Below are 24,806 nucleotides of genomic sequence, written 5' to 3' on the forward strand. Positions count from 1 at the left end.
GTTTTCAAGCGCTATCTCTCTATTTGTGCATATGTGATTGCCCCGTCAAGGGAAACAGAATTCGCACACGCTAATTTGCGCTTGCCTCGAAAATGCCGAGCGCCTACTTCTCCAGGGAAAGAGGGTGATAGAGATGAGCGATATCTGGCCGAGCGAACTTCGCGTTTCAAAAGACCGGCAGCGGCTGGTGGTGACCTTCAATGACGGCCAGAGCTTCGATCTTTCGGCCGAACTCCTTCGGGTCCTGTCGCCCTCCGCCGAGGTGCAGGGGCATGGGCCGGGGCAGAAGGTGACGGTGCCGGGCAAGCGCGACGTCGCGATCGTCGCGATGACGCCGACCGGCAATTACGCGGTTAGAATCGGCTTCGACGACATGCACGATACCGGCATCTACACCTGGACCTATCTGCGTGAACTCGGCGAACGCGGCGCGGAGCTGTTTTCCGCCTATGAGGACGAGCTCCGGGAAAAGGGCATGAGCCGCGACACGGCGGAAAGACCGCGCTGAATTTCAATAGACAGCCATTGGGGGACACATGGCGAAAGCGAATAGAAAGAACTGGCTGCGCGCCAAGGGCAGCGCCGCCGGCAGCAAGGTGACCTTCCTCGAGCTGTTCTTCGATCTGGTCTTCGTCTTTTCGATCTCGCAGCTTTCGCATGCGCTCGCCGCCCATTATACGCTGCTCGGTGCGGCCGAAGCAGCGCTGATGACCTTCGCCGTCTGGTGGGTATGGATCTTCACCGCCTGGGTGACGAACTGGCTCGATCCCGACAAGATGCCGGTGCGCGGCATGCTCGTGGTGCTGATGATGCTCGGGCTGGTGCTGTCCGCTTCCATCCCCGAGGCTTTCGGCGACAAGGGCCTGCTGTTTGCCGGCGCCTATGTGGCGATGCAGGTCGGGCGCTCGCTGTTTACGACCTATGCGATGACGCGCGTCGACCGGGCCAATACGCTGAATTTCATGCGTATCAGCACCTGGCTCGTGGTCGCCGCCTTCTTCTGGATCGCCGGCGGGCTCATGGAGCATGAGGCGCGGCTGATCGCCTGGGTGATTGCACTCGTGATCGAATATGCCGGGCCGGCTGCGGGTTTTGCAGTGCCCGGCCTTGGTCGTTCGACGCCGAGCGACTGGGATGTTTCCGGCGCTCATATGGCCGAGCGCTGCGCGCTCTTCGTCATCATCTGCCTCGGCGAAGCGATCCTCGTTTCCGGCCGCACCTTTTCCGAGCTGCCGATCTCGGGTCTTACCAGCCTCGTCTTCGTGACCGCTTTCATCGGCACGGTCGCCATGTGGTGGCTCTATTTCCGCTTCGGCCATGGGCGCGCCGCCCATCGCATCGAGCATGAGGAGACGCCGGGAGCTTTGGCGCGGCAGGCCTTCACCTACGGGCATATCCCGATCTTGGCCGGCATCATCGTGCATGCGGTGGCGGTCGAATTCATGTTCTCGCATCCGCACGAGACGGGCGATCTCGGCATCGCTGCGGCGGTGCTCGGCGGCTCCGGCCTGTTCCTGATCGGCAACCTCTGGTTCAAGGGCGCGACCAGCGGGCGGATGCCGCTGTCGCATCTTGCCGGCCTCGTGCTGGTGGTCCTGCTGGCCTTCGTGGCCCCGTTCGTCGAGGTCTATCTGCTGGGAATCCTGGCGACGCTGGTGCTGATCATCGTCGCCGCCTGGGAATATCGCTCGCTGAGCGGCACATCGGCGGCGCCGTCACTGCATTGATCATCAGTCATCGTCGCGCAGATCTTTCAGCAGCACGGCGATGATTCGCTCCATCGAGGAGGCGGTCGCCATGCATTGCTCGATCGGCTCCTCGGAGAGCGTGCGTTCGATGAGATCGGTCTGGATCGCCATGGCCGCCTCGGTCACTTTGCGGCCTTCGCCGGTGAGATAGAGGCGCAGCACGCGCTTGTCGCGTTCGTCGCCGCGCCGCTCGATCAGGCCGCGTTGTTCCATCTGCGGCAGCAGCATGCTCATATTGGAGCGGCCGACGAGGAGCTTGCGCGCGAGCTCCTGCTGCGAGATGCCCTCGAAACGGTAGAGATTGACCAGGATATCGAGATGCGGCGGCTTGATATCGAGATCGGCAAGCGAGCGGGTCAGGGATTGCTGCATGAGCTGGCAGGCGCGAGCCACCGCGATCCAGCTGCGAAAACGCGGATGATCCCAGGGTAGGGATTGATTTTTGTTCATCGTTGTACTTTATTGTTCAGTGTTGAACAGTCTTTTGGATTCCCACTATGGCAAATTTTGCGCTTGAGGTCATCCGTCTCGGATTCCGGGTTCTGCAGGCGATTTCGCCGCGGCTGGCGGGCAGGGCGGCATTCCGGCTGTTCTGCCGCACACCATCGCCGCGGCCGAAGGGCGAGAAAGCGAAGGCGGCGCATGCGGCGGGCGCGGCACGGCTTGCCGGCGCCGAACGCTTCGTCCTCAGGCTTGCCGGCGGCGCCAAGGCCCATGCCTATCGCCTCAACGGCGGAGCGATCGGTGAGCGTAAGCGCTATCTCGTCACGCATGGCTGGGGCTCGAGCGCCGTCTACATGGCCGATCTCGTTTCGATGCTGGCGGCGACGGGCGCCGAGGTGGTGGCGCTCGATTTTCCCGGCCATGGGCTCGCGGGCGGACGCTTCCTGCATATGGGGCTTGCTGTCGAGGCGATCGCGGCGGCAGGGGAGCGCTTCGGCGTATTCGATGCGGCGATCGGCCATTCCTTCGGGGGCGCGGCGCTGATGGTCTCGGCGGCGGGCCTGATCCCGGATTCGGCGCCTGTTACCGGCGAGCGACTGGTGCTGATCGGCGCGCCGAGCGAGATGGCCTGGCTCTTTACCGATTTCGGCCGAATGGTCGGCCTTCGCCCCGTAGCCCAGGCCGTGCTGGAGAATGAGGTTCATCGTGTCACTGGGCGGAGACTCGGGGATTTCGATGTGAGCAATACGGCGGGCTCGATCGGCCGGCCGGTTCTGGTGATCCATGCCGAGGACGACAAAGAGGTGTCAGCGGCCCATGCCCGGCGTTACGGCGCGGCGGGAAATAGAGTGCGGCTGTTCTGGGCAAACGGATTCGGTCACCGGCGCATCATCGGCGCGGCGCCCGTGCTTGGCGCGATCGCGGCTTTTCTCGAAGGCGGCGCGGGCGAGGAAGCCGGCGAAAGCATCAAAAAAGATGCGGAGATCATTCCATTTTTTGAGCTTCCGGCGAGGCGCGCGGCATTGTAGCGTCCGTCCCGATATCAAGCCGCGGCGGGACGCCCCATGAAAATCATCAGCAGCATCGAAGAGCTCAATACGATCTATGGCGCCGGCCTGTCGCAGGCCTCTGTCGACAAGGTGACCAAGCGGCTGACGCCGCTCTATCGCGAGATGATCGAGATCTCGCCGTTCGCGGCGCTTGCGACTGTCGGGCCGGAAGGGCTCGATTGTTCGCCGCGCGGCGATCTCGGCGGCGTGGTGCGCGTCGTCGACGACGAGACGCTGCATCTGCCGGACTGGCGCGGCAACAACCGGGTCGATTCGCTCTCCAACATCGTGCGCGATCCGAGGCTTGCGCTGATGTTCCTGATCCCCGGCTCGAATACGACGATGCGCATCAACGGCCGCGGCGTCGTCTCGAACGACGAGGCGCTGCTTTCGAGTTTCGAGATGGACGGCAAACATCCCCGCACCGTCATCGTCATTTCGATCGACGAGGTCTATTTCCAATGCGCGCGCGCCGTGATGCGGGCCGAGCTCTGGAATGCCGAGCACTTTGCCGATCCGGCGAAGCTGCCGACGCCGGGCCAGATGCTGAAGGTGGCGGTCGGCGATTTCGATCAGGAAACCTACGATCGGGAATGGCCAGGGCGGGCCGCGAAGACGATGTGGTGAGCCGCCGTCACCTGGCGGTGACGGCATACGACGCCGTGCGAGGCCTGGCGGCGTCAGGCCTTGTAGATCAGCCAGCTCTTGGTGAAATCCTTCTGCATGCCGTCCTCGTAGAGAATGGTGCAGTTGCGCCCGGCATTCTTGGCGCCATAGAGCGCGATGTCGGTCTTGCTGTAGAGTTCGCCGGCATCCTCGGCGCTGGAGGCCATGCAGACGCCGATCGAGACGGTGACCGGGCCGTAATTCACCCGCGTGCGGGAATTCTTGAAGGGCGTTGTTTCCAGCGTGCGGCGGATGCGCTCGGCGATCGCCATCACTTCCTCTGATGTATTGCCCTCGATGATGAGCGCGAATTCCTCGCCGCCGGCACGGGCGACGAAGACGTCGCGCCGGACATTGCTGCGGATGACGGAGGCGACGGTGGCGAGGATCTTGTCGCCGACCGGATGGCCGTATGTGTCGTTGATCTTCTTGAAATTGTCGATGTCTGCGAGCAGAAGCGCCGTCACCGGCCGCATGCCGGGATTGTTGAAGACGGCGGAGAGGCGGTCGTCGAAGGCGCGGCGGTTGGAAAGGCGCGTCAGCGAGTCGGTGTTGGCGATGCGCTTGTATTCGTCCAGTTCCTTGCGGACCTGGTCCATCTCCTGCGAGCGCTGGACGACGTCCTCGACGGTGCGCTCGCCGTGCGCCATCGTATCGCCGGTCGCCTGGCTCAGAAGCTCTATGGCGCTTTCGATCAGTTCGACGCTGGCATTGCTCTTGGAGGTGATGCGCTTATGGGTCTCGCCGAGCAGCCTCGTATAGCTTTCGAGCGAGCTTTGCTCCTGCCTCAGGATGCGCAGCAGGCCGTCGAGTTCGCCCGATATGCGCGTATGGGCATCGTCGAAGACACGGGCGGGGCTGTTGGTGAAATATTGCGCGCCGAGCGCGTCTAGTTCGGCCTGGGTCGCCTGGCTGCCGAGAGCTGCGAGCTCGCGGGTCAGCGCCGGATTGGAGCCGATATAGGCCTCGTAGAAGAGTTCGTAATTGCGGGGTATCGGCGCAACGCCCATCGAACGCATGGCATAGGTGATCTGGCCCGCTACATCGGGAACCTGCACCTTGGGCGCGACAGCCGTATTCATCCGGCGAACTCCTCATATATTCGAAGGCAATATTTTATTTGTTAGCTTAAATTTCTTGGGAAAAGATTAAAGCGACATATACCAAAGATTACATACGACAACTTCGCATCGGGTCAATACTTCAAGCAGGCCTATGATTTTCCATGGAAAAACGTATCTTGAACGGGACAGTGCATACCCGTTGTACGGGAGCGGTGTATAAAAAACTTACAGTTCTTTTTCTCGCTGGGGATCGTATTCATCTTGTCGACATCCGGTTTTGGTCGTCTCCTATTTCAGCCTGGATATTTCGGGATGATAATTTCCAGCGGTAAACCCGACTGCTGCCAGAAAACCGGGGCGTGAGATCATGGAAAGGTCCCGTGCCATTTCTTTCGCCATCCTCGCTTTCACCATCATCGCAGGCGGCGCTCTGCTGCTGGAGCACACCGGCCTCTTTGCCGGCGCATTCCGGACGGAGATCCTGGCGAGAGTGGATGATGGGGAGGTGGTGAGCGCTGCAGATATTCAGTAATGGTGCGGGTATCGGAAGGGGGTGCCGTGTGGCCCCCTCATCTGCCTGCCGGCATCGACCGGGGCGAGCCACGGGTCTCGCCCGTCCTACGGACCCCCGCAGGGGAGAAGGGACTCGTGGCAGCGTCTCGCTCCCATTGAGACCTTTACGGTAGGGAACGACGGTCGGCGGCTTGCACCCTCTTCTCCCCAGCGGGGAGAAGGTGGCCCGAAGGGTCGGATGAGGGGGCTGCACGGCAAACCGTTGATTGCCCTTCATCTGCCTTCAAAGACCACACCAGGCAATCACCCCAAATTCAATTCCTGGAAGAAATCATTCCCCTTGTCGTCGATGACGATGAAGGCGGGGAAGTCTTCGACTTCGATCTTCCAAACCGCTTCCATGCCGAGCTCGGGATATTCGAACACTTCCACTTTGCGGATGCAGTCCTGGGCGAGGCGGGCGGCGGGGCCGCCGATCGAGCCGAGGTAGAAACCGCCATGTTTCTTGCAAGCTTCGCGCACGGCGCGCGAGCGGTTGCCCTTGGCGAGCATCACCATCGAGCCGCGGAAGGACTGGAACTGGTCGACGTAACTATCCATGCGGCCGGCCGTCGTCGGGCCGAAGGAACCGGAAGCGTAGCCGGCCGGCGTCTTGGCGGGGCCGGCGTAATAGACCGGGTGGTTCTTCAGGTAATCGGGCATGCCTTCGCCCTTTTCCAGCCGTTCGCGAATCTTGGCATGGGCGAGGTCGCGGGCGACGATGATGGTGCCGGTCAGCGAAAGGCGTGTCTTGACGGGATGCCTGGAGAGTTCGGCGAGCACTTCGGCCATCGGCTTGTTGAGGTCGATATGCACGGTCGATTCCGACAGTTTCGCCTCGTCGATCTCGGGCATGTATTTCGACGGGTCGGTTTCGAGCTGCTCGACGAAGATGCCGTCGCGGGTGATCTTGCCCTTGGCTTGGCGGTCGGCGGAGCAGGAGACGCCGAGGCCGATCGGCAGCGAAGCGCCGTGGCGGGGCAGGCGGATGACACGGACGTCATGGCAGAAATACTTGCCGCCGAACTGGGCGCCGACGCCCATCTGCTGCGTCAGCTTGTGAATTTCCTTTTCCATTTCGATGTCGCGGAAGGCGTGGCCGCTCTCGGACCCTTCGGTGGGCAGCTCGTCGAGGTAACGCGTCGAGGCGAGCTTGACCGTTTTCAGATTCATCTCGGCCGAGGTGCCGCCGATGACGATCGCCAGATGGTAGGGGGGACAGGCTGCCGTCCCTAACGTCAGGATCTTCTCCTTAAGGAAATCGATCATCCGGTCGTGGGTCAAAAGCGAGGGCGTGCCCTGGTAGAGGAAGGTCTTGTTGGCCGAGCCGCCGCCCTTGGCGACGAAGAGGAAGTCGTAGGAGTCGGTGCCTTCCTCATAGATATCGATCTGCGCCGGCAGATTGTTCTTGGTGTTCTTTTCCTCGAACATTTTTATGGGCGCGAGCTGCGAATAGCGCAGGTTCTTCTTCTCATAGGCGTCGAGAACGCCCTTGGAGAGCGCTGCCGTATCCTCGCCCTCGGTCCAGACCCTGCGGCCCTTCTTGCCCATGATGATCGCAGTGCCGGTGTCCTGGCACATGGGCAGCACGCCGCCGGCGGCGATATTGGCATTCTTCAGAAGATCGTAGGCGACGAAGCGGTCGTTATCGGTCGCTTCGGGATCGTCAAGGATCGAGGCGAGCTGCTTCAGATGGCCGGGGCGCAGCAGGTGGTTGATGTCCGCAAAGGCGGTTTCGGCAAGCAGACGGATGCCTTCCGGCTCGACGGTCAGGATTTCCTGGCCCTTGAAGGTGTCGACAGAGACGTAATCACCGCTGATCTTGCGATAGGAGGTGGCATCCTTGCCGAGGGGGAAGAGATCGTCAGCCATCGAAGTGACCTTTCTGCTGGGCGTGCGTCGCTAGATTGGAACCGGTCTAAATCTGCTGCGAAGCAAATGCAATCGGGATGCGGCCGAGTCTGCAGTCGGGGCCATGATGTGTCACATTTTGCAGGCGGCATGTCACACGCAATAGGCGAGTGACAGATGTGCGAAATCGACATTTGTCGCGATGGGGACGACTTCAGGTTGCCTTTGGTTCAAGGCCAGTTCATATTCCCGGCAGCGTTAACCTGCCGGGGCTTCCAATGACAAATGCAAAGCCAACTGCTGTCGACGACCTTCTCGTTTTTTTCGAACATGATTGGATCAGGGGCGATCTGCTGCGCCTTGCCAGCGATCCAGAGGGAGCGGACATGTATGTTCGCTTCGTTAATGGCGTCCGTATCGACGCCAAACATGGGCCTGACCACGAAACGATCATTCAGGGCAAGTACGGAACTTTCAAAGTGAAACCTGACGGTCACTTCACATATGAGCTGGACTACACGCTCGACGTTGTGAAGAATTTGGGGAAGTACGATCAGCTCATAGAAAAACTGAGTTACAAGATGTCCGACGGCTCGGGAGGTACGGACCTCGGCGTGCTGACGCTTGCGATCGACGGCGTCAACGAAGACGAAAAATACCACGAAGTCCTGGATTTCGACGATATGGGCGTCTTATCGAGGGCGGATAATTTCTCTCTCCCCAATTATCGGGGCTTTGCGCTCTCGGTGAACGGCAGCCACGACGTAACGCTTCTGAACGGCATCGTCTATGATACCATCCCGGGCGTCGACGCCATTACCGAGGATGGTTTCAGCGATACCGTTCTATCCCCAGGTTCGGCGCCCGTAAGCTTGAAATTGGTCGATGGCGGGGAGTTCACCTTTCAGAGCGTCTCGATCGCCGAACTATCGGCATCGCCCTTTCACCTGACGCTCACCGCCCTGAACGACGGTCAGATTGTCTATCAGCAGGAACTCGAGGTCATTGGCCCCAGTCTCGAGGTCAATCTCGAAGACATCGAAGAAATCCGTTTCGACTTCATGGGCAATTCGGTGGTGATGGACAATATATCGCTGTTGGTTTGATTTCGGTCAGCCGCATCCGCGCTGAGGTCAGTCGTCGAACCCAGGATTTCCGCAGCAACAGAAAGCTGCCCTCGAAATAGCTTGCGAATCGCATAAGTGTGTGCTTATGTGTTCGCATGATCGAGAATGACTTTTTCCGAGCTTTGGCAGACCCGACCCGCCGTGCGATCTTTGAGAAGCTGGCGGCAGGGAGCATGAACGCCAGTGCCTTGCGCGAGGGCATGGAGATCAGCCAGCCGGCGATGTCGCAACACCTCGCAGTTCTGCGCAGCGCAAAGCTCGTGAGGGAAGAACGGCAGGGGCGTTTCGTGAATTACGAAGTCGACCCCGATGGGTTGGCTCTCATCGCCCAGTGGCTCGCAAAATACCGCGCCTATTGGCCGGAGCGTATCACAGCACTCAAAGTCTTGCTGAAGGATATGGATCAATGAACGAAGGGAAGACCAAGGAGTGGGATAGCGGCGTCGCGTTGGAGTTTGACTTGGGCGATCCGCCGCAAAAGGTCTGGCGTGCCGTCACCATTCCCGAACTTCGGGAAAGGTGGCTGCCGAAGGAAGCATTGGCTGTTCCCGATGCGATCACCGTCACTCCCGGCCAGGAAGTCCGCTACAAGCTGCGTGACGATACCCCGCCTTTCCTTGAAAGCACCGTGACGTTCACGATCACCCCGAATGCCACTGGCGGCACCTGCCTTCGGATCGTCCACGAACTGACGGACGCAAGATTCGATGGAAGGGCAAGGGTGCCGGCGAACAGCAACAGCCCCGCCCTCATGCTCGCCGCCTGACACGGCGAGCCTCCCCTTAAAATTCTGAAGTCTGGAGGTCGCCGATGCGCGAAGCGATGCAACTCGTCCCTATGGTCATAGAACAATCCAGCCGGGGGGAGCGATCCTTTGATATCTATTCCCGGCTTCTTCGCGAGCGGATCATCTTCCTCAATGGCGAGGTGAACGATACCGTTTCGGCGCTCGTCTGCGCGCAACTGCTGTTTCTGGAAGCGGAAAACCCCACAAAGCCCATCAACCTCTATATCAATTCGCCGGGCGGTGTCGTGACCAGCGGTCTGGCCATGTACGATACCATGCGCTTCATTCGTGCGCCGGTTCATACACTTTGCATGGGGACGGCCCGTTCGATGGGATCGTTCCTGCTGATGGCAGGCGAACCCGGCGAAAGAGCCGCATTGCCCAATGCCAGTATCCTCATCCACCAGCCCTCCGGCGGCTTTCAAGGGCAGGCTTCCGACATGCTGATTCATGCCGAGGAAATTTTAAAGACCAAGCAGCGCATGACGCGGCTCTACGCGGAGCATTGCGGACGTTCCTACGAAGACTTTGAGCGTGGGATGGATCGCGACCGCTTCATGACGGCGGAGGAAGCGCTTGAATGGGGTCTTATAGACCGTATTCTGAAGGTTCGGGAGGACACGAGCAGCCTATAAGCCTTGCTGGCGCCCCAAGCCCTCCCCACAAGGGGTAAGCAGCCACATAGGGGCGCCGCAGCGATGCGTGTCTTACTTCGGCCCGATCATCGTTTCCGGGCGCACGATGGCGTCATACTCTTCCGACGTCACTAGGCCGCTCGCCAGCGCCTCTTCCTTCAGCGTCGTGCCATTCTTGTGGGCGGTCTTGGCGATCTTGGCGGCGGCGTCGTAGCCGATCTTGGGGGCGAGAGCGGTGACCAGCATCAGCGAGCGTTCGAGGCCGGCCTTGATGTTGTCCTCGCGGGCCTCGATGCCGACGACGCAATTGTCGGTGAAGGAGACGGCGGCATCGGCGAGCAGCTGCACCGACTGCAGGAAATTATAGGCCATCATCGGATTATAGACGTTGAGTTCGAAATGGCCCTGGCTGTCGGCGAAGGTCAGCGCGGCGTGATTGCCGAAAATGTGGATGCAAACCTGCGTCAGTGCTTCGCACTGGGTCGGATTGACCTTGCCGGGCATGATCGAGGAGCCGGGTTCGTTTTCCGGCAGCGCCAGTTCGCCGAGGCCGGCGCGCGGGCCGGAGCCGAGCAGGCGGATGTCGTTGGCGATCTTGAAGAGGGCGGCAGCGGCCGCATTGATGGCGCCGTGGGAAAAGACCATGCTGTCATGCGAGGCGAGCGCTTCGAACTTGTTCGGCGCGCTGACGAAGGGCATGCCGGTGATGCCAGCGATCTCTTCGGCGACCTTCTCGGCAAAGCCGACAGGCGCATTCAGGCCGGTGCCGACGGCGGTTCCGCCCTGGGCGAGCTCGCAGAGGCCGGGCAGGGTCATTTCGATGCGCTTGATTGATGAGCCGACCTGGGCGGCATAGCCTGAAAATTCCTGGCCGAGCGTCAGCGGCGTCGCATCCTGCGTGTGCGTGCGGCCGATCTTGATGATGTGGCTGAACTCGGTGACCTTCATGTCGAGGGCGGCATGCAGATGCTTGAGCGCCGGCAGCAGGTGATGGGCGATCCGTTCGGCGCAGGCGATGTGCATGGCCGTGGGATAAGTGTCGTTCGACGACTGGCTCATGTTAACGTGATCGTTCGGGTGCACCGGCTTCTTGGAACCCATGACGCCGCCGAGCATTTCTATGGCACGATTGGAGATGACTTCGTTGGCGTTCATGTTCGACTGCGTGCCGGAACCGGTCTGCCAGACGACCAGCGGAAAATGGTCGTCGAGCTTGCCGTCGATCACTTCCTGGGCGGCATCGACGATGGCTTTGCCCAGCGCCGGGTCGAGCTGGCCGAGCGACATGTTGGCGCGGGCGGCTGCCTGTTTGACGATGCCGAGCGCACGCACGATCGACAGCGGCTGCTTTTCCCAGCCGATCTTGAAATTGCCGAGCGAACGCTCAGCCTGGGCGCCCCAATATCGGTCGGCGGCGACGTCGATAGGGCCAAAAGTATCGGTTTCGGTGCGGGTTGCGGTCATGACTTTTGCCTTCCTGTCACACGCTGTTTTCTGGCATCTTCGAAAGATGTGGTCTTATAGGTTGGAAACCAGGACAAGAAAACCGGTTGCCGCGCGAAATATTGAGTATTGCAGTCATGTTTTCGCTCGCCGGACGGCGTGCTTTTTCGGCCACGTTGGAAATTTTATGCGTCCGGAGCTTTTCGCCGCACTGGTCCGCCGGCGAAAATTCGGTAAAAAATTAACTAATAATTTCATAATTTTGTGTGAACTGCTGCGCGGCGCCGTGCAGGATTCTTCTCACATGAAATTGAGTCCGCCGGCGCTGGCGGCGAAGGCCGATTTCTGATGAAGGAACCGACGCTGCGTGAGTTTTCGCGGGATTTGAGCTTGAGCTTCGTGCTCGTGACAAGAACAGCATGACACCGGGACTGGAAGATATATGACGTTCGTTTTGAAAAGCGCGGTATCCGCATTGGCAGTTTCCTGCGGACTGGCAGTAATGAGTGCCGCTCCCGCGCATGCCTATACGCTGATGGATATGCTGCGCGGCGACAAGCAGCGGACCCAGAGCACCATCTTCATGGACCAGATGCCGCCCGGGCGCGTGGCGCCGCGTGGCAGCGATGGCGGATCGCTTGGCGGCCTTGACCCGGAGGCGCCGCTGCCGAAGGTGAGCGGTCCGCGTTATTACACCTACAAGACCGAGACGCTGCAGTTCGTCGATACCAGCAAGTTCGCCGATCCGATCGTCACCGGCGCGGTTGCCGACGTTTCGCCCGGCGGCGATTCCGGCGCCGAACCGGTGGTGCAGCGCCGTTTCCTGGCGCAGGCCAAGGTCCGCGCCAATGCCGACGTCGCCAAGGCGCTCGAAGCCTATTATGGCGACAACCGCAATCCGCTCGTCTGGATCGATGGCAACCAGATCAATGAGCGCGCCAAGTCGGCGATGGCGGCACTTGCCGATGCATCCTCCGTCGGCCTCGATCCGGCCGATTACGCGCTTCAGGCACCGGAGATCGATCCGGCCAATCCCGATCCCGCCGCCCGCGACCGGGCGCTGACGCAATTCGAACTCGATCTCTCGGCCAAGGTGCTGGCCTTCGTGCAGGATACGGTGCGCGGCCGCATCGATCCGAACAAGATTTCCGGCTATCACGATTTTCAGCGCAAGGCGGTCAATCTGACGCCGGTGCTGAAACTTGCCCGCATGAGCCCCGATGTCGGTTCCTACATCGCCAGCCGCTCGCCCGACGGCCCGCAGTTCCTGGCGCTGAAGGCGGAACTTGCCAAGCTTCGCGCCACCGATGGCAATGAGGAGCGGATCGTCATTTCGCTCGACAAGCTGCTGAGACCCGGCGACATCTCTCCTGAAGTCGCCAATATCGTCAAGGCGCTGCAAAAGCACGGCTCCGAGACGCTGAAGACCGATCATGCGACGACGCTTGCCGCCTATGCCGGCAGCAGCGACTATTCGCCCGACATCGTCGCGCTGGTCGAGGATTTCCAGAAAGAGCGCGGCCTGAAGCCCGACGGCGTCATCGGCCAGGCGACGGTGCGCGCCATGATCGGCGGCGACACTAATGCGTCGAAGATCGACAAGCTCGTCGTCGCCATGGAGCAGGCGCGCTGGCTGCCGGAAGACCTCGGTTCCCGTTACGTCATGATCAACCAACCGGCCTTCATGGCCTACTATCACAATGACGGCAAGGAACAGCTGTCGATGCGCGTGGTGGTCGGCGGCAAGAACAACCAGACCTATTTCTTCGACGACGAGATCGAGACGGTGGAGTTCAACCCGTTCTGGGGCGTGCCGCAGTCGATCATCATCAACGAGATGCTGCCGAAGCTGCGCTCCGACCCGAACTATCTCGATCAGCTCGGCTATGAAGTCGAAGTGAACGGCCACGCCGTCGCCTCGTCCAGCGTCGACTGGTACGGCTCGACGCAGAACGTCTCGGTGCGCCAGCCGCCGAGCAGCGACAATGCGCTCGGCGAACTGAAGATCCTGTTCCCGAACAGCCACGCGATCTACATGCACGACACGCCGTCGAAGAGCTTCTTCAAGCGTGACATGCGGGCGCTCAGCCACGGCTGCGTGCGCCTTGCCGACCCACGCGCGATGGCGGCGGCCGTCCTCGGCACCAGCGTTCAGGACGTCGCCAAGCAGATCGCCAGCGGCCAGAATCATGCGGTGAAGGTGCCGCAGAAGATTCCGGTCTACGTTTCTTATTTCACCGCCTGGCCGAACAAGGACGGCGTGGTGGAATATTTCGACGATGTGTATGGCCGCGACGCTTATGTCGACAAGGCTTTCGATGCGACCACCAAGGCGCGTGGGGCACAGATCTGACGCCTGATTTTGTGATGGGTTTGATGGGCGGGCGGTCTTTGGGCCGCCCGTTTTGTTTTTGAGACGTCTGCGTGCGGGAAATAAGAGGAGAGGGCGTGCCGTGTGGCCCCCTCATCCGGCCCTGCCGGCACCTTCTCCCCGATGGGTAGAAGGGATGTTGCCGCGACGCCTCGCTCCTGATCAAAGCGTTTCATGCGGTTGCGGCCGTGCCGCTGGCTCCCTCTTCTCCCCAGCGGGGAGAAGGTGGCCCGAAGGGTCGGATGAGGGGGCCGCGATCGCGAAGACATCGGCTCGATCGCCAAGCGTCAGACAGCAACCTTCGCCGCAGAACCCTTCAGCAAACCTTCCACCAGTTCCGGCGTCAGTTCGTCGTAATGGGTGATGATGACATCCGGATCGAGGGTCGAGACCGGCACGTCCGAATAGCCGAACGGCACGGCGATCGAGGGCACGGCGGCGTTTTTTGCCACGGCGATATCGTTGATGCTGTCGCCGATCATCACGGTTCGGGAGATATCGCCGCCGGCGCGCTCGATGGTGCCGGTGAGGTGGCGGGCGTCGGGTTTGCGGTATTCGAAGGTGTCGCCGCCGGTGATGGCGTCGAAATGGTGGGTGAGGCCGAGCTTGCCGAGCAGGCCGAGCGCGAGGCTCTCCATCTTGTTGGTGCAGACGGCGAGGCGGTAGCCGGCGGATTTCAGGCGGTCCATTGCGGCGACCAGGCCGGGATAGGGTTCGGTATGGCCGGGCATGTTGCCGGCATAATGGGCGACGAAGCGTTCCACCAGAGGCGGCAAGCCGTCAGCGGCGAGCGGATGGCCGCGCAGCCGGCACGCGCGCTCGATCATCACCCGCGCGCCCTGGCCGACGAGATGAGTGAGGTCGTCATAGCTGACCGGCTCGAGATCGAGGGCTGCGATCGTATGGTTCAGGCTTACGACGAGATCGGCATGGGTGTCGAGAAGGGTGCCGTCGAGATCGAAGACGACGAGCGGAGCGGGGGCAGGGGTCAAGGGTTTGCCTCTTTGAGCGATGGGCGTCTTGCGAGCGGACGACTGTGTCGTCCCCGGGAGCGAATGGTATTGCTCCTGAGGTAGGGGATCGTGCGCCGGAAAGCAACGGCCTGGGGATTGCCGGGAAGGCCGCAGGCATTTGTTTCGGCTTTTCATTTTCCGTGATGATTTTGACTTTCGTTTGCCTGGCGAGCCGTGTAAACAGCACATCCAACGCAATATCGGGAGCTGGCGGCGCATGGATGCGCGCGAAATGAAGATCAAGGCCGCCGAGGCCGCACTTGCCCATGTCGAAAGCGGGATGCGTCTCGGAATCGGCACCGGCAGCACGGCTGAAGAATTCGTCCGGCTGCTGGCGGAGAAGGTCGCGGGCGGCTTCAAGGTCGAGGGCGTTCCGACGTCCGAAAGAACCGCGCGGCTCTGCGTCGAACTCGGCGTGCCGTTGAAATCGCTCGACGAACTGCCGGCGCTCGATCTGACGATCGACGGCGCTGATGAGGTCGATGCGGCGCTGAGGCTGATCAAGGGCGGTGGCGGCGCGTTGCTGCGCGAAAAGATCGTTGCAGCCGCTTCCGAGCGGATGATCGTCATCGCCGACGAGAGCAAGCTGGTCGACACGCTCGGCGCTTTCGCGCTGCCGATCGAGGTCAATCCGTTCGGCCTCGTCTCGACACGGATGGCAATCGAAAAAGTTGCGGCCCGGCTCGGCCTTTCTGGCGAACTCAGCCTGCGCCAGTCCGGTGACGGAGAGTTTACCACGGATGGCGGCCATCACATCATCGATGCATCTTTTGGCCGCATTCCTGATGCAGAGGCGCTCTCGAGCGAGCTGAATTCCATACCCGGCGTCGTCGAACACGGGCTCTTTATCAATATGGCGGCACTTGCGATCATTGCCGGTCCTGCGGGTGCGCGCACGCTGCAGGCAAACAGATAACAGGAGCATACACTCATGATGAACATTGCAGGTCTTGGCCGTTTCGCCGCTGCGACCATCGTTCTTTCCGGGCTTGCCTTCGGCTCCGCCGTCAAGGCGCAGGAAGTCTCCGAGGAGCAGCTGAAGGCTTCGCGCGCCGCGATCGACGCCATCGGCGCCACGGCCCAGTTCGACAACATCCTGCCGGGCCTGGCTGAGCGCCTGAAGGCCGGCCTGATTCAGGATTCGCCGAACTACCAGGACATCATCTCCTCGACGGTCGATGCTCAGGCACTGGCGCTGGCGCCGCGCCGCGGCGATCTCGAGAAGGAAGCAGCACTCACCTATGCCAAGACCTTCACGGTCGACGAGCTGAAGGCGATCGCCGACTTCTACAATTCCGACGTGGGCAAGAAGCTGCTGCGCGACGGCCCGGTCGCCTCGCGCGAGACGGCGAAGGCCGCCGACATCTGGGCACAGGGCATTTCCCGCGACCTGGAAAAGCAGAGCAACGCCGAGCTTTCCAAGGTCATCAAGGCGCCGCCGCCGGCAACCGACAGCCCGGCCGCCCCGGCTCCGGCCGTCCAGCAGTAAGGGCTGCCCGCCAGAATTTGTGAAAGCCCGGCATCGTCCGGGCTTTTTTGTTATGATGCGGGAGTGTGCGGAGAGGCTTTGGTGAGGCAGACATGTCCGATCATTACACGGCTCTGCGAATACGCCTGTCGGGCAGGGTCCAAGGCGTCGGGTTTCGCATGTGGACGCGCGATGAGGCGTTGCGGCTCGGCGTGACCGGTTGGGTGCGCAACGAAGCGGACGGATCTGTCGCCGCCTTGATCGCTGGATCGGATAGCGCCATCTCGACGATGATCGAGCGCTTGAAGCGAGGACCTCCAGGGGCATTGGTTTCAAGCGTCGAGACGGAAGCAGTGGAGATCGAGAAGGCGCCGGCGGATTTCCGTATCACCGGCTGATGGCCTTAATGCCAAGGATGGTGTCGCGGTCGCGCCGGACAGTCAGCCCCAATCCTTCGAGCTCTTCGCCAATTGCCACTCGCCCGTCTCATCCGGCTCGACGCGCTTGTTGCCGCGGTAGAAGATCGGCAACCCGGTTTTCTTGTCCATGGCGAAGCGGCTCGGCGTGTATTTCTCGCCCTCGTGGCCCTGGATGGCGAGATTGAGCGCTTCCTTGAACTTGCCGGCCCTGCACAGGTTGGCGAAGAGTGTCTGATCCATCGTTTGCTCCGGCATTTTTTTATCCCGCCGATTGCCTGCCAGTCTCATGTGGCCGGGTCAACCGCCAATGAAGATTTGCCGAAAGAGAACGGCATGATGCGGGAGCGGGCTTTTGTTTTCATGGCGAACGCTCCTATATCAGGAACGTTCTTCCTGCGATTCCCTTCCGGAGCTTCTCATGTCTTCCTATGATTACGACCTCTTCGTCATCGGCGGCGGTTCCGGGGGCGTGCGCGGCGCGCGCGTCGCCGCCTCGCTCGGCAAGAAGGTGGCGATCGCCGAGGAATACCGTTACGGCGGCACTTGCGTCATCCGCGGCTGCGTGCCGAAGAAGCTCTTCGTCTATGCCTCGCAGTTCCACGAGCATTTCGAGGATGCGGCAGGCTTCGGCTGGACGGTCGGCGAAAGCAGCTTCGACTGGAAGAAACTGGTGGCCGGCAAGGATGCCGAACTCACCAGGCTGGAAGGCCTCTACAAGAAAGGCCTTGCCGGCGCCAATGCCGAGATTTTGGAAACGCGCGCCGAACTCGTCGATGCTCATACGGTGCGGCTCATGAAAACCGGGCAGACGGTGACGGCAAAGACGATCGTGATCGCGACCGGCGGACGGCCGAACCCGCATGTGGCACTTCCCGGCCACGAGCTCTGCATCTCCTCCAACGAGGCCTTTCACCTCGAAGAACTGCCGAAATCGATCGTGATCGCCGGCGGCGGTTACATCGCCGTCGAATTCGCCAATATCTTCCATGGCCTCGGTGTCGAGACGACGCTGATCTATCGCGGCGCCGAAATCCTGTCGCGCTTCGACGAGGATTTGAGGCGCGGGCTGCACGAGGCGATGGTCGCCAAGGGCATCCGCATTCTCTGCCACGATACGCTGCAGAAGGTTTCGAAGAGCGAGGACGGGCTCGTTGCCGAGACGCTGAACAACGGCACGCTGCAGGCCGGCGTCGTCATGCTGGCGCTTGGGCGCGATCCGAACACGGAAGGCCTCGGCCTCGAAGCGGCCGGCGTCGCCGTCGACGAGCGCGGCGCCATCATCGTTGACGATTATTCCCGCACCAATGTCGAGAACATCTATGCGCTCGGCGATGTCACCAATCGGGTACAGCTGACGCCGGTGGCGATCCACGAGGCGATGTGCTTCATCGAGACCGAATACAAGAACAATCCGACGAGGCCGGACTACGAGCTGATTCCGACCGCCGTGTTCTCGCAGCCGGAGATCGGCACCGTCGGCCTTTCGGAGGAGGAGGCGGGCAAGCGCTACGCTGAGCTCGAAGTCTACCGCGCCCAGTTCCGGCCGCTGAAGGCCACGCTTTCCGGGCGGCCCGAGCGGATGATCATGAAGCTGATCGTCGATGCGGCGAGCCGCAAGGTGGTGGGCGCCCATATCCTCGGCCATGATGCCGGCGAGATGGCGCAGCTGCTCGGCATCACGCTGAAGGCCGGCTGCACCAAGGATGATTTCGACCGGACGATGGCGCTGCACCCGTCAGCGGCCGAAGAACTCGTCACCATGTATGCGCCGAGCTATCGCATCCGCGACGGGCAGCGCGTCTGAAAAACCTTAACTCGTAATACGCGGCGCGCGGATGACCTTTAGGAAGAGGGCCTTCATCGCATCGGCGATACCTTCGGTCGGCGTCACCTCGAAATAGAGGCCCGGCGAGGCGCATGCCTGCATCTTCGTCGGGATCTCGCCCTGGAAGGGCTTGATCCAGGTATTGTACCAGCTGTTTTTCGGCAGGGGCAGATAGGTCGTATAGAGCACCGCGATCCGGACGCCCTTATCCTTTAGCGGCTGGCAGAACGAGGTATCGATCGGCTCCTGGCAGCGGTTGCCGGTGAGCTTCTTGGTGCAGCCCTTCGGTTTCTCGCTGTCGCCGACGCCGTCCGAAACGAAGAACAGGATCTTCTGCGGTGCCGACGACGTGCTGCCATCGCCTGGTGTCGTGATGATGTCTTTCATCTGCGTCAGCGCGTTGTCGAAGCTCGTCTGCTGATCGTTATTGTAGCCCTGCCGCGGGATGGTCATAAGGTCGACGGCGTCGGTATAGCCGGCTACTTTGGCGAGGTCGTCGATCGGATCAGATATGGTGGTGAGCTTGGCGTCTTCGGCCTTCGTGCCAAAGGTATAAACGCCCATGCGGAACTGATTGGTCGAAACGCGTGTGGACGTGGCGGTCAACGTCAGCTCTTTGGTTGCCTGGCGAACGACGTCGATGCGCATGCTGACGCCGAGCCTTTTGGCAAGATTGTAGTAGTTGTTTTTGTTTTCAGTTTCGTGGCAGGCGAAGGCGCAGCTGTCACTGGTATTCTTTTCCATCGTGGCGACGTCGTTCGCGGTGGCGCCGACGCCCATCGACGGTGTGTTGTCGAGCAGGATATAGAAATCCATGAAGGAGGCGGTCTGGTATTCGGCTGTCGCCGTGCCCGAAATGGTGATCGAATCCCGGCCGAGGACGCGCATGAAAGTGGTCGGCACGGTCGCCGTGAAGGCGACCTGCGAGTTCAGCTTGTTGGCGGCTTTGGTCACGTCGATGCCGAGATCGACCTGAATGTCGGTCAGCTCACCCGACATCTGAGACATGAAGATGTTGCGGGCATCGGTCTTGCCGAGCGAAATCGTACCATTGCCGCTCATCGTCATCGCGGCGGCGACCGCTCCGGATTTTTCAGCGATCGAACCGACTGCGGCCGCATCGGCGGCAGCGTAGAGCTGCGTTCTCAGGCTCAGCGCATGGGCGAAATCCACCGCCATGCCTGCGGCGCCGAGAAGCGGCACCATCAGCAGCGCAGTCATGATGCCAAAATTGCCCGAGCGGTCCGATATGAAACCGGGCGGAAGGATCGCCATGCCATGTCCCCGATATTGAAACTCTTTCCGCTTCTACATTCAAAGTCTAAAATATGGGGAAATCGACATGGTATATGCAGATTTAACGATGGACCGTCTGGCTGCGGCGAGGCCCGATAAGCTCGGCCGATTGGCCTTTGCAAGCTTGATCTAAAAGTCTATAAGCCGCCGGATATCGAGACAGGGCATCCGACCGAGGATGTGATTGAGGTGAGTGAGATGGCAGAGAACTGGACCCCGAGCAGCTGGCGGCAGAAACCGATCCTGCAGGTTCCCGAATATCCTGATGCGGCCGCTTTGGCGGCAACGGAGGCCCAGCTTGCCAGCTATCCGCCGCTCGTCTTTGCGGGCGAAGCGCGCCGCCTGAAGAAGCATCTCGCCAATGTCGCCGAGGGCAACGGCTTCCTGCTGCAGGGCGGCGACTGCGCCGAGAGCTTTGCCGAACACGGCGCCGACAATATCCGTGACTTCTTCCGCGCCTTCCTGCAGATGGCCGTCGTGTTGACCTTCGGCGCGCAGCTGCCGGTCGTCAAGGTCGGCCGCATCGCCGGCCAGTTCGCCAAGCCGCGTTCGTCGAATGTCGAGAAGCAGGGCGACGTGACGCTGCCGGCCTATCGCGGCGACATCATCAACGGCATCGAGTTCACCGAGGAGTCGCGCATTCCGAACCCGGAACGCCAGGCCATGGCCTACCGCCAGTCGGCCGCGACGCTGAACCTTCTGCGCGCCTTTGCGATGGGCGGTTACGCCAATCTCGAAAACGTGCATCAGTGGATGCTCGGCTTCGTCAAGGACAGCCCGCAGGGCGAGCGCTACCGCAAGCTTGCCGACCGCATCAGCGAAACCATGGATTTCATGAAGGCGATCGGCATCACTTCGGAAAACCAGCCGGCGCTCCGAGAGACCGATTTCTTCACCAGCCATGAGGCGCTGCTGCTCGGCTACGAGGAGGCGCTGACCCGCGTCGATTCCACTTCGGGCGACTGGTATGCCACATCCGGCCACATGATCTGGATCGGCGACCGCACCCGCCAGGCCGACCATGCTCATATCGAATATTGCCGCGGCATCAAGAACCCGATCGGCCTGAAATGCGGCCCGTCGCTGCAGGCCGACGATCTGCTGCAACTTATCGACATCCTGAACCCCGCGAACGAAGCCGGGCGCCTGACGCTGATCTGCCGCTTCGGCCATGAGAAGGTCGCCGAAAACCTGCCGCGTCTCATTCGCGCCGTCGAGCGCGAGGGCCGCAAGGTCGTCTGGTCCTGTGATCCGATGCATGGCAACACGATCACGCTCAACAACTACAAGACCCGTCCCTTCGAGCGGATCCTGTCGGAAGTCGAAAGCTTCTTCCAGATCCACCGCGCCGAAGGCACGCATCCGGGCGGCATCCATGTCGAGATGACCGGCAAGGACGTGACGGAATGCACCGGCGGCGCCCGCGCCGTCACCGCCGACGACCTGCAGGACCGCTACCACACCCATTGCGATCCTCGCCTCAACTCCGACCAGGCACTCGAGCTCGCCTTCCTGCTTGCCGAGCGCATGAAAGGCGGCCGCGACGAAAAGCGCATGGTCGCCAACGGCTGAGGTTGAGCCAGACGAATGACGAAAAGCCCGGTTTTCCCGGGCTTTTTGTTGTGAGCCTCTTGTATTCATCGTCATCCTCGGCCTTGTGCCGAGGATCTGCTGCACCGATGTAGATACTCGGGACAAGCCCGAGCATGACGAAAGAAGAGTTGGCCGACTTTGTAAGCAGCCCGGCGCGATGCCAGGCTCTTTTGTTGCTCGCGGGGCGATCACGCACTCAAATGCTGGCCTGAACGCTGTGCAGGCTGGCATAGACTCCGCCTTGCGCCATCAGATCGTCATGCGTGCCCTGCTCGACGATGCCATCGCCGGTCAGGACCAGGATGCGGTCGGCATGGCGGACGGTCGACAGGCGATGGGCGATGACCAGGGTGGTGCGGCCGTTGGCCAGACTGAGCAGCGCCTGCTGCACCGCCCGTTCGCTCTCGTTGTCGAGCGCGCTGGTCGCCTCGTCGAAGATCAGGATTTCCGGATCTTTCAGGAAGGCGCGGGCGATGGTGATGCGCTGGCGCTGGCCGCCGGAGAGTTTGACGCCGCGCTGGCCGATATCGGTGTCATAGCCATTGGGCAGGGCCATGATGAAGTCGTGCGCATTGGCGGCGCGGGCGGCCGTTTCCAACTCGGCATCGCTGGCGTCCGGCCTGCCGTAGCGCAGGTTTTCCGCCACGGTGCCGGCAAAGAGATAGACATCCTGCTGCACCACCCCGACACGGCGCCGGAGCGAAGCCAGCGTGACGTCTCTTACATCGGTGCCGTCGATACGGATCGCACCGGCCTCGACATCGTAGAAGCGCGGGATCAGCGCGCAGAGCGTGCTCTTGCCGACCCCTGAGGGACCGACGAGAGCAACGAACTCCCCAGGGGCGATGGTGAGGGAAAGCCGCTCCAGCACCCGCGGGCCATCGGCTTCGTAACCGAAGGCGACGTCGGAAAAACTGATCTCGCCTCTCGGCGCCGGCATCGGACGGGCGTCCGGCCGATCGGTGATATCGGGATCGATCTCCAGAATTTCCATGGCCCTGACGAAGCCGGTATAACCCTCCTGCCAGAGGCGCACGAAATTCGCGAGCCGCTGCACGGGATCGACCAGCACGCCGACGCAGAGCAGAAAGGTCAGCATATCCGGGACGGTCAGTTCCGCGGCCAGGATGCGCAAGCCTCCTGCGATGATCACCAATATGGTGACGAGCTGGGCGAAGGTTTCGGTGCCGACCGAAAACCACGCCTCGCTGCGGTAGCCTTCGGCGCGACTTTGCAGAAAACGCTGGTTCTGCGCGGCGAAGCGCTGCCGTTCCAGTGCCTCGTTGGCGAAGGACTGGACGACACGGATGCCGGCGAGCGCATCTTCGACACGCTCGTTGACGGCGGCGATCTGCCGCTTGCTGGCTTCGAGCGCGCGGTTCATGCGCCGGTTGAAATAGAGGGCATAGACCACCGCCAGCGGCGTGAGCAGCAGGATGAGGGTCGCCAGCAGCGGGTCGATAAAGAACAAGACCAGCATGGCCCCGCCATATTTCAGAACGGCGATGGAGAGATCCTCGGGGCCGTGGTGAAAGAGCTCGCCCAGCCAGAGCGAGTCATTGGTGATGCGGCTCATCAACTGCCCGGTGCGCTGGCGGTCGTAGAAGCTGAAGGAGAGCTTCTGGTAATGCTCGAAGAGTTCCTGCCGCACCGTCGCCTCGATGCGGGCGCCCATGACGTGGCCGCGATAATCGACGAAGAAGATCGCCGCTATCTGCACCGCCAGAACGGCCAGCATCACACCGCCCATGGCAAGGATCTGGGCGAAGGCCTGCGGGGCGTCCGGCAGAGCGAGAAGCCGGCTCGTGACGATGTTGGCGCAGAGCGGCAACGCCACGGCGGTGCCGGCGACGAGGATGGCGCAAACGAGATCCGCCACCAGCAAAGGCAGATGCGGACGATAATAGGAGATGAACTTGCGCATGCGCGACCGGCGCCGCTCGCGGTCGGCGGCGTTCCAATCGTCGCGGAAGAAGTTCAGAAAGAGGTTATGGCGTCGCGAGCTTTTCCTCGCGCGGGAGAACGGAGTGTGCATGAAGCAGAATGTCCTTGTGGGCGATGTTTCCTTTCTGTCTGGACAGGGTCGCTCTCATGTCAGTCTCCCGGCGGTTGAATAAATCGAGCCTATAGTATCACCGAGAACGGCATTCGGTTCAACGCGGTGACGATTGGAGATAGGCCGGTGTTGTCGATGGGCAACAGCGAGCGGTCGTCAGCCACGCTTGGGCGAGTGCCGATTTTGAGCCTGCACCTTCAAGATTTCTGATCGCTCGTTCAGGGGAATGGATTTGACGGCGAGGCTCGGTGGCAGCAACTTTCTTCATGAGCGAGGAGAGAGCGAGAATGAGCGAACAACATACAGGCGGGTGTCTTTGCGGGGCCGTGCGATTTTCAATTCGGGGGAAACCCGGACCTGTCGTCGGCTGCCACTGTTCGCAATGCCGCCGGCAGACGGGGTTTTATTACGCCGCGGTCAACGTGCCGCGCGCCTCTCTTTCGATCGAGGGCGCAGAGGCCATCCGCTGGTATCGGTCCAGCGAAGAGGCGCAGCGCGGCTTTTGCTCGAATTGCGGCTCGGCATTGTTCTGGCAGGGTGACGGACGCTCGGAAGTCTCGGTGATGGCGGGCACTTTCGACGAACCGAGCGGCCTTGCCTTCAGCCACCATATCTACTGCGCCGACAAGGGCGATTTCTACGAGATATCAGACGGCCTGCCGCAATATGACAAGTATCCGCCTGGTTGATGTGAGGATGCCTCGCGTCAGGTCTTGGTCGCGAGCGCGGCGGTGAGACGGGCGACGTCTTCGCGCAGCGCCGTCAGTTCGGTCAGCACGCTCACGTCGATCTTCTGATGCAGCGAGAGCACTTCGAGTTCGGCCTTGAGGTTGACTTCGTAATCCTTGGCGGCCTCGAAGCGGTCGCGCTCGGCCTGGCGGTTCTGCGACATCATGATGATCGGCGCCTGGATGGCGGCGAGCATCGACAGGATCAGGTTCAGGAAGACGAATGGATAGGGGTCGAAGGCTTCGCTCATGAGGATCGCCGTGTTGATCAGCGTCCAGGCGACGAGGAAAACCAGGAAGGCGATGATGAAGGACCAGGAGCCGCCGACGCGGGCGATGCCGTCGGCGACGCGCTGGCCGAACGAGGCTTCGGCGGAGAAGGCGGCGTTGACGTCGGTGGAGATGATCTTGCGTTCGTGCGCTTTCGCCAACACGCGCTTTTCGATGGCGCCGAGCTCGTCGGCCGGCTTGTCGAAATGATGGTGGACGAAGTTCGAAAGAGTATTCATGGCCGTGTTTCCGGTGCTGTCGCTTTCGGCGCAGTATTCCGCTCCGGCGGCAAATTGCAATGCGGCGTATGGGTGCCCCCGGAGTTCGGCCTAAAACTCGGACCACGGCGGATGGCTGGCTCAGGAACTAAACCTTCAAGAGTTATGCGAATATTGGATCTA

The 24,806-nt window shown here is 61.3% G+C and carries 26 protein-coding genes; 17 read left to right on the forward strand and 9 right to left on the reverse strand.

Going from position 1 to position 24,806, the window contains the following annotated elements; translation table 11 throughout:
* Positions 1–133 precede the first annotated feature (133 nt).
* Both ATY78_RS04415 and ATY78_RS04420 read left to right on the forward strand, forming a co-directional pair.
* Positions 134–508, forward strand: coding sequence for a DUF971 domain-containing protein (locus ATY78_RS04415; RefSeq protein ID WP_088681129.1), 375 nt, complete (start codon positions 134–136; stop codon positions 506–508).
* Positions 509–536: 28 nt separating this feature from the next.
* The gene (locus tag ATY78_RS04420; RefSeq protein WP_088681130.1) at positions 537–1,727 is read left to right on the forward strand and encodes a low temperature requirement protein A; all 1,191 of its coding nucleotides are present in this window, start codon (positions 537–539) and stop codon (positions 1,725–1,727) included.
* A 3-nt stretch (positions 1,728–1,730) separates the two neighbouring features.
* Here the strand turns inward: ATY78_RS04420 and ATY78_RS04425 are convergent, their stop codons facing one another.
* The gene (locus ATY78_RS04425) at positions 1,731–2,198 is read right to left on the reverse strand and encodes a MarR family transcriptional regulator (RefSeq protein ID WP_088681131.1); all 468 of its coding nucleotides are present in this window, start codon (positions 2,196–2,198) and stop codon (positions 1,731–1,733) included.
* 47 nt (positions 2,199–2,245) lie between these two features.
* On the opposite strand from ATY78_RS04425, the gene ATY78_RS04430 reads away from it, so the two are divergent.
* Positions 2,246–3,220 carry an alpha/beta fold hydrolase gene (locus ATY78_RS04430; protein ID WP_088681132.1) on the forward strand — a complete coding sequence of 325 codons (975 nt, stop codon included), beginning with the start codon at positions 2,246–2,248 and terminating at the stop codon, positions 3,218–3,220.
* Positions 3,221–3,256: 36 nt separating this feature from the next.
* Positions 3,257–3,868 carry a pyridoxamine 5'-phosphate oxidase family protein gene (locus ATY78_RS04435; RefSeq protein ID WP_088681133.1) on the forward strand — a complete coding sequence of 204 codons (612 nt, stop codon included), beginning with the start codon at positions 3,257–3,259 and terminating at the stop codon, positions 3,866–3,868.
* A 53-nt stretch (positions 3,869–3,921) separates the two neighbouring features.
* Here ATY78_RS04435 and ATY78_RS04440 read toward each other — a convergent pair whose 3' ends face one another.
* Complete coding sequence (locus tag ATY78_RS04440; RefSeq protein WP_088681134.1) at positions 3,922–4,989, reverse strand: GGDEF domain-containing protein; 1,068 nt, start codon at positions 4,987–4,989, stop codon at positions 3,922–3,924.
* 349 nt (positions 4,990–5,338) lie between these two features.
* Between ATY78_RS04440 and ATY78_RS28450 the strand changes: the two genes are divergently transcribed.
* Positions 5,339–5,503: a hypothetical protein gene (locus tag ATY78_RS28450; protein WP_190237387.1), complete on the forward strand. Its 165-nt coding sequence runs from the start codon at positions 5,339–5,341 to the stop codon at positions 5,501–5,503.
* 284 nt (positions 5,504–5,787) lie between these two features.
* Here ATY78_RS28450 and ATY78_RS04445 read toward each other — a convergent pair whose 3' ends face one another.
* A complete protein-coding gene (locus ATY78_RS04445) occupies positions 5,788–7,395 on the reverse strand; it encodes a fumarate hydratase (protein WP_088681135.1) in 1,608 nt (535 codons plus the stop codon).
* A gap of 257 nt (positions 7,396–7,652) precedes the next feature.
* Between ATY78_RS04445 and ATY78_RS04450 the strand changes: the two genes are divergently transcribed.
* The 4 genes from ATY78_RS04450 to ATY78_RS04465 all read left to right on the forward strand — a co-directional run bounded on the left by ATY78_RS04450 (position 7,653) and on the right by ATY78_RS04465 (position 9,923).
* The gene (locus ATY78_RS04450; RefSeq protein WP_088681136.1) at positions 7,653–8,480 is read left to right on the forward strand and encodes a VCBS domain-containing protein; all 828 of its coding nucleotides are present in this window, start codon (positions 7,653–7,655) and stop codon (positions 8,478–8,480) included.
* Between the two features lie 116 nt (positions 8,481–8,596).
* A complete protein-coding gene (locus ATY78_RS04455) occupies positions 8,597–8,911 on the forward strand; it encodes a metalloregulator ArsR/SmtB family transcription factor (RefSeq protein WP_088681137.1) in 315 nt (104 codons plus the stop codon).
* The gene (locus tag ATY78_RS04460) at positions 8,908–9,267 is read left to right on the forward strand and encodes an SRPBCC domain-containing protein (RefSeq protein ID WP_088681138.1); all 360 of its coding nucleotides are present in this window, start codon (positions 8,908–8,910) and stop codon (positions 9,265–9,267) included. The genes ATY78_RS04455 and ATY78_RS04460 overlap by 4 nt, the downstream gene beginning before the upstream one ends.
* Positions 9,268–9,311: 44 nt before the next feature.
* Positions 9,312–9,923, forward strand: coding sequence for an ATP-dependent Clp protease proteolytic subunit (locus ATY78_RS04465; RefSeq protein ID WP_088681139.1), 612 nt, complete (start codon positions 9,312–9,314; stop codon positions 9,921–9,923).
* A 72-nt stretch (positions 9,924–9,995) separates the two neighbouring features.
* Here the strand turns inward: ATY78_RS04465 and fumC are convergent, their stop codons facing one another.
* The gene (fumC, locus tag ATY78_RS04470; RefSeq protein ID WP_088681140.1) at positions 9,996–11,387 is read right to left on the reverse strand and encodes a class II fumarate hydratase; all 1,392 of its coding nucleotides are present in this window, start codon (positions 11,385–11,387) and stop codon (positions 9,996–9,998) included.
* Between fumC and ATY78_RS28120 the strand changes: the two genes are divergently transcribed.
* Complete coding sequence (locus ATY78_RS28120) at positions 11,386–11,715, forward strand: hypothetical protein (protein ID WP_141105622.1); 330 nt, start codon at positions 11,386–11,388, stop codon at positions 11,713–11,715. The genes fumC and ATY78_RS28120 overlap by 2 nt on opposite strands.
* Positions 11,716–11,808: 93 nt before the next feature.
* Positions 11,809–13,719, forward strand: coding sequence for a murein L,D-transpeptidase (locus tag ATY78_RS04475; protein ID WP_088681141.1), 1,911 nt, complete (start codon positions 11,809–11,811; stop codon positions 13,717–13,719).
* A gap of 305 nt (positions 13,720–14,024) precedes the next feature.
* Here the strand turns inward: ATY78_RS04475 and ATY78_RS04480 are convergent, their stop codons facing one another.
* The gene (locus tag ATY78_RS04480; RefSeq protein WP_088681142.1) at positions 14,025–14,729 is read right to left on the reverse strand and encodes an HAD family hydrolase; all 705 of its coding nucleotides are present in this window, start codon (positions 14,727–14,729) and stop codon (positions 14,025–14,027) included.
* A gap of 238 nt (positions 14,730–14,967) precedes the next feature.
* Between ATY78_RS04480 and rpiA the strand changes: the two genes are divergently transcribed.
* The 3 genes from rpiA to ATY78_RS04495 all read left to right on the forward strand — a co-directional run bounded on the left by rpiA (position 14,968) and on the right by ATY78_RS04495 (position 16,616).
* The gene (gene rpiA / locus ATY78_RS04485) at positions 14,968–15,666 is read left to right on the forward strand and encodes a ribose-5-phosphate isomerase RpiA (RefSeq protein ID WP_088681143.1); all 699 of its coding nucleotides are present in this window, start codon (positions 14,968–14,970) and stop codon (positions 15,664–15,666) included.
* A gap of 15 nt (positions 15,667–15,681) precedes the next feature.
* The gene (locus ATY78_RS04490; protein ID WP_088681144.1) at positions 15,682–16,239 is read left to right on the forward strand and encodes a DUF2059 domain-containing protein; all 558 of its coding nucleotides are present in this window, start codon (positions 15,682–15,684) and stop codon (positions 16,237–16,239) included.
* Positions 16,240–16,331: 92 nt separating this feature from the next.
* A complete protein-coding gene (locus ATY78_RS04495) occupies positions 16,332–16,616 on the forward strand; it encodes an acylphosphatase (RefSeq protein WP_088681145.1) in 285 nt (94 codons plus the stop codon).
* 42 nt (positions 16,617–16,658) lie between these two features.
* Here the strand turns inward: ATY78_RS04495 and ATY78_RS04500 are convergent, their stop codons facing one another.
* Positions 16,659–16,877 carry a hypothetical protein gene (locus ATY78_RS04500; RefSeq protein ID WP_088681219.1) on the reverse strand — a complete coding sequence of 73 codons (219 nt, stop codon included), beginning with the start codon at positions 16,875–16,877 and terminating at the stop codon, positions 16,659–16,661.
* Between the two features lie 178 nt (positions 16,878–17,055).
* Here ATY78_RS04500 and gor point away from each other — a divergent pair, with 178 nt between their 5' ends.
* Positions 17,056–18,441 (forward strand): glutathione-disulfide reductase, encoded by a 1,386-nt coding sequence (gene gor, locus ATY78_RS04505; protein WP_088681146.1) that lies wholly within the window; start codon positions 17,056–17,058, stop codon positions 18,439–18,441.
* A 6-nt stretch (positions 18,442–18,447) separates the two neighbouring features.
* On the opposite strand, the gene ATY78_RS04510 is transcribed toward gor, so the two are convergent.
* A complete protein-coding gene (locus tag ATY78_RS04510) occupies positions 18,448–19,737 on the reverse strand; it encodes a vWA domain-containing protein (RefSeq protein WP_088681147.1) in 1,290 nt (429 codons plus the stop codon).
* Between the two features lie 219 nt (positions 19,738–19,956).
* Between ATY78_RS04510 and ATY78_RS04515 the strand changes: the two genes are divergently transcribed.
* The gene (locus ATY78_RS04515; RefSeq protein WP_088681220.1) at positions 19,957–21,330 is read left to right on the forward strand and encodes a 3-deoxy-7-phosphoheptulonate synthase class II; all 1,374 of its coding nucleotides are present in this window, start codon (positions 19,957–19,959) and stop codon (positions 21,328–21,330) included.
* Between the two features lie 217 nt (positions 21,331–21,547).
* Here ATY78_RS04515 and ATY78_RS04520 read toward each other — a convergent pair whose 3' ends face one another.
* Positions 21,548–23,386 carry an ABC transporter ATP-binding protein gene (locus ATY78_RS04520; RefSeq protein WP_088681148.1) on the reverse strand — a complete coding sequence of 613 codons (1,839 nt, stop codon included), beginning with the start codon at positions 23,384–23,386 and terminating at the stop codon, positions 21,548–21,550.
* A gap of 308 nt (positions 23,387–23,694) precedes the next feature.
* Between ATY78_RS04520 and ATY78_RS04525 the strand changes: the two genes are divergently transcribed.
* Positions 23,695–24,096, forward strand: coding sequence for a GFA family protein (locus ATY78_RS04525; RefSeq protein ID WP_088681149.1), 402 nt, complete (start codon positions 23,695–23,697; stop codon positions 24,094–24,096).
* 17 nt (positions 24,097–24,113) lie between these two features.
* On the opposite strand, the gene ATY78_RS04530 is transcribed toward ATY78_RS04525, so the two are convergent.
* Positions 24,114–24,644 (reverse strand): DUF1003 domain-containing protein, encoded by a 531-nt coding sequence (locus ATY78_RS04530; RefSeq protein ID WP_088681150.1) that lies wholly within the window; start codon positions 24,642–24,644, stop codon positions 24,114–24,116.
* Positions 24,645–24,806 lie beyond the last annotated feature (162 nt).

This window comes from Rhizobium sp. R635 (genome assembly GCF_002211285.1).
GTDB lineage: Bacteria > Pseudomonadota > Alphaproteobacteria > Rhizobiales > Rhizobiaceae > Rhizobium.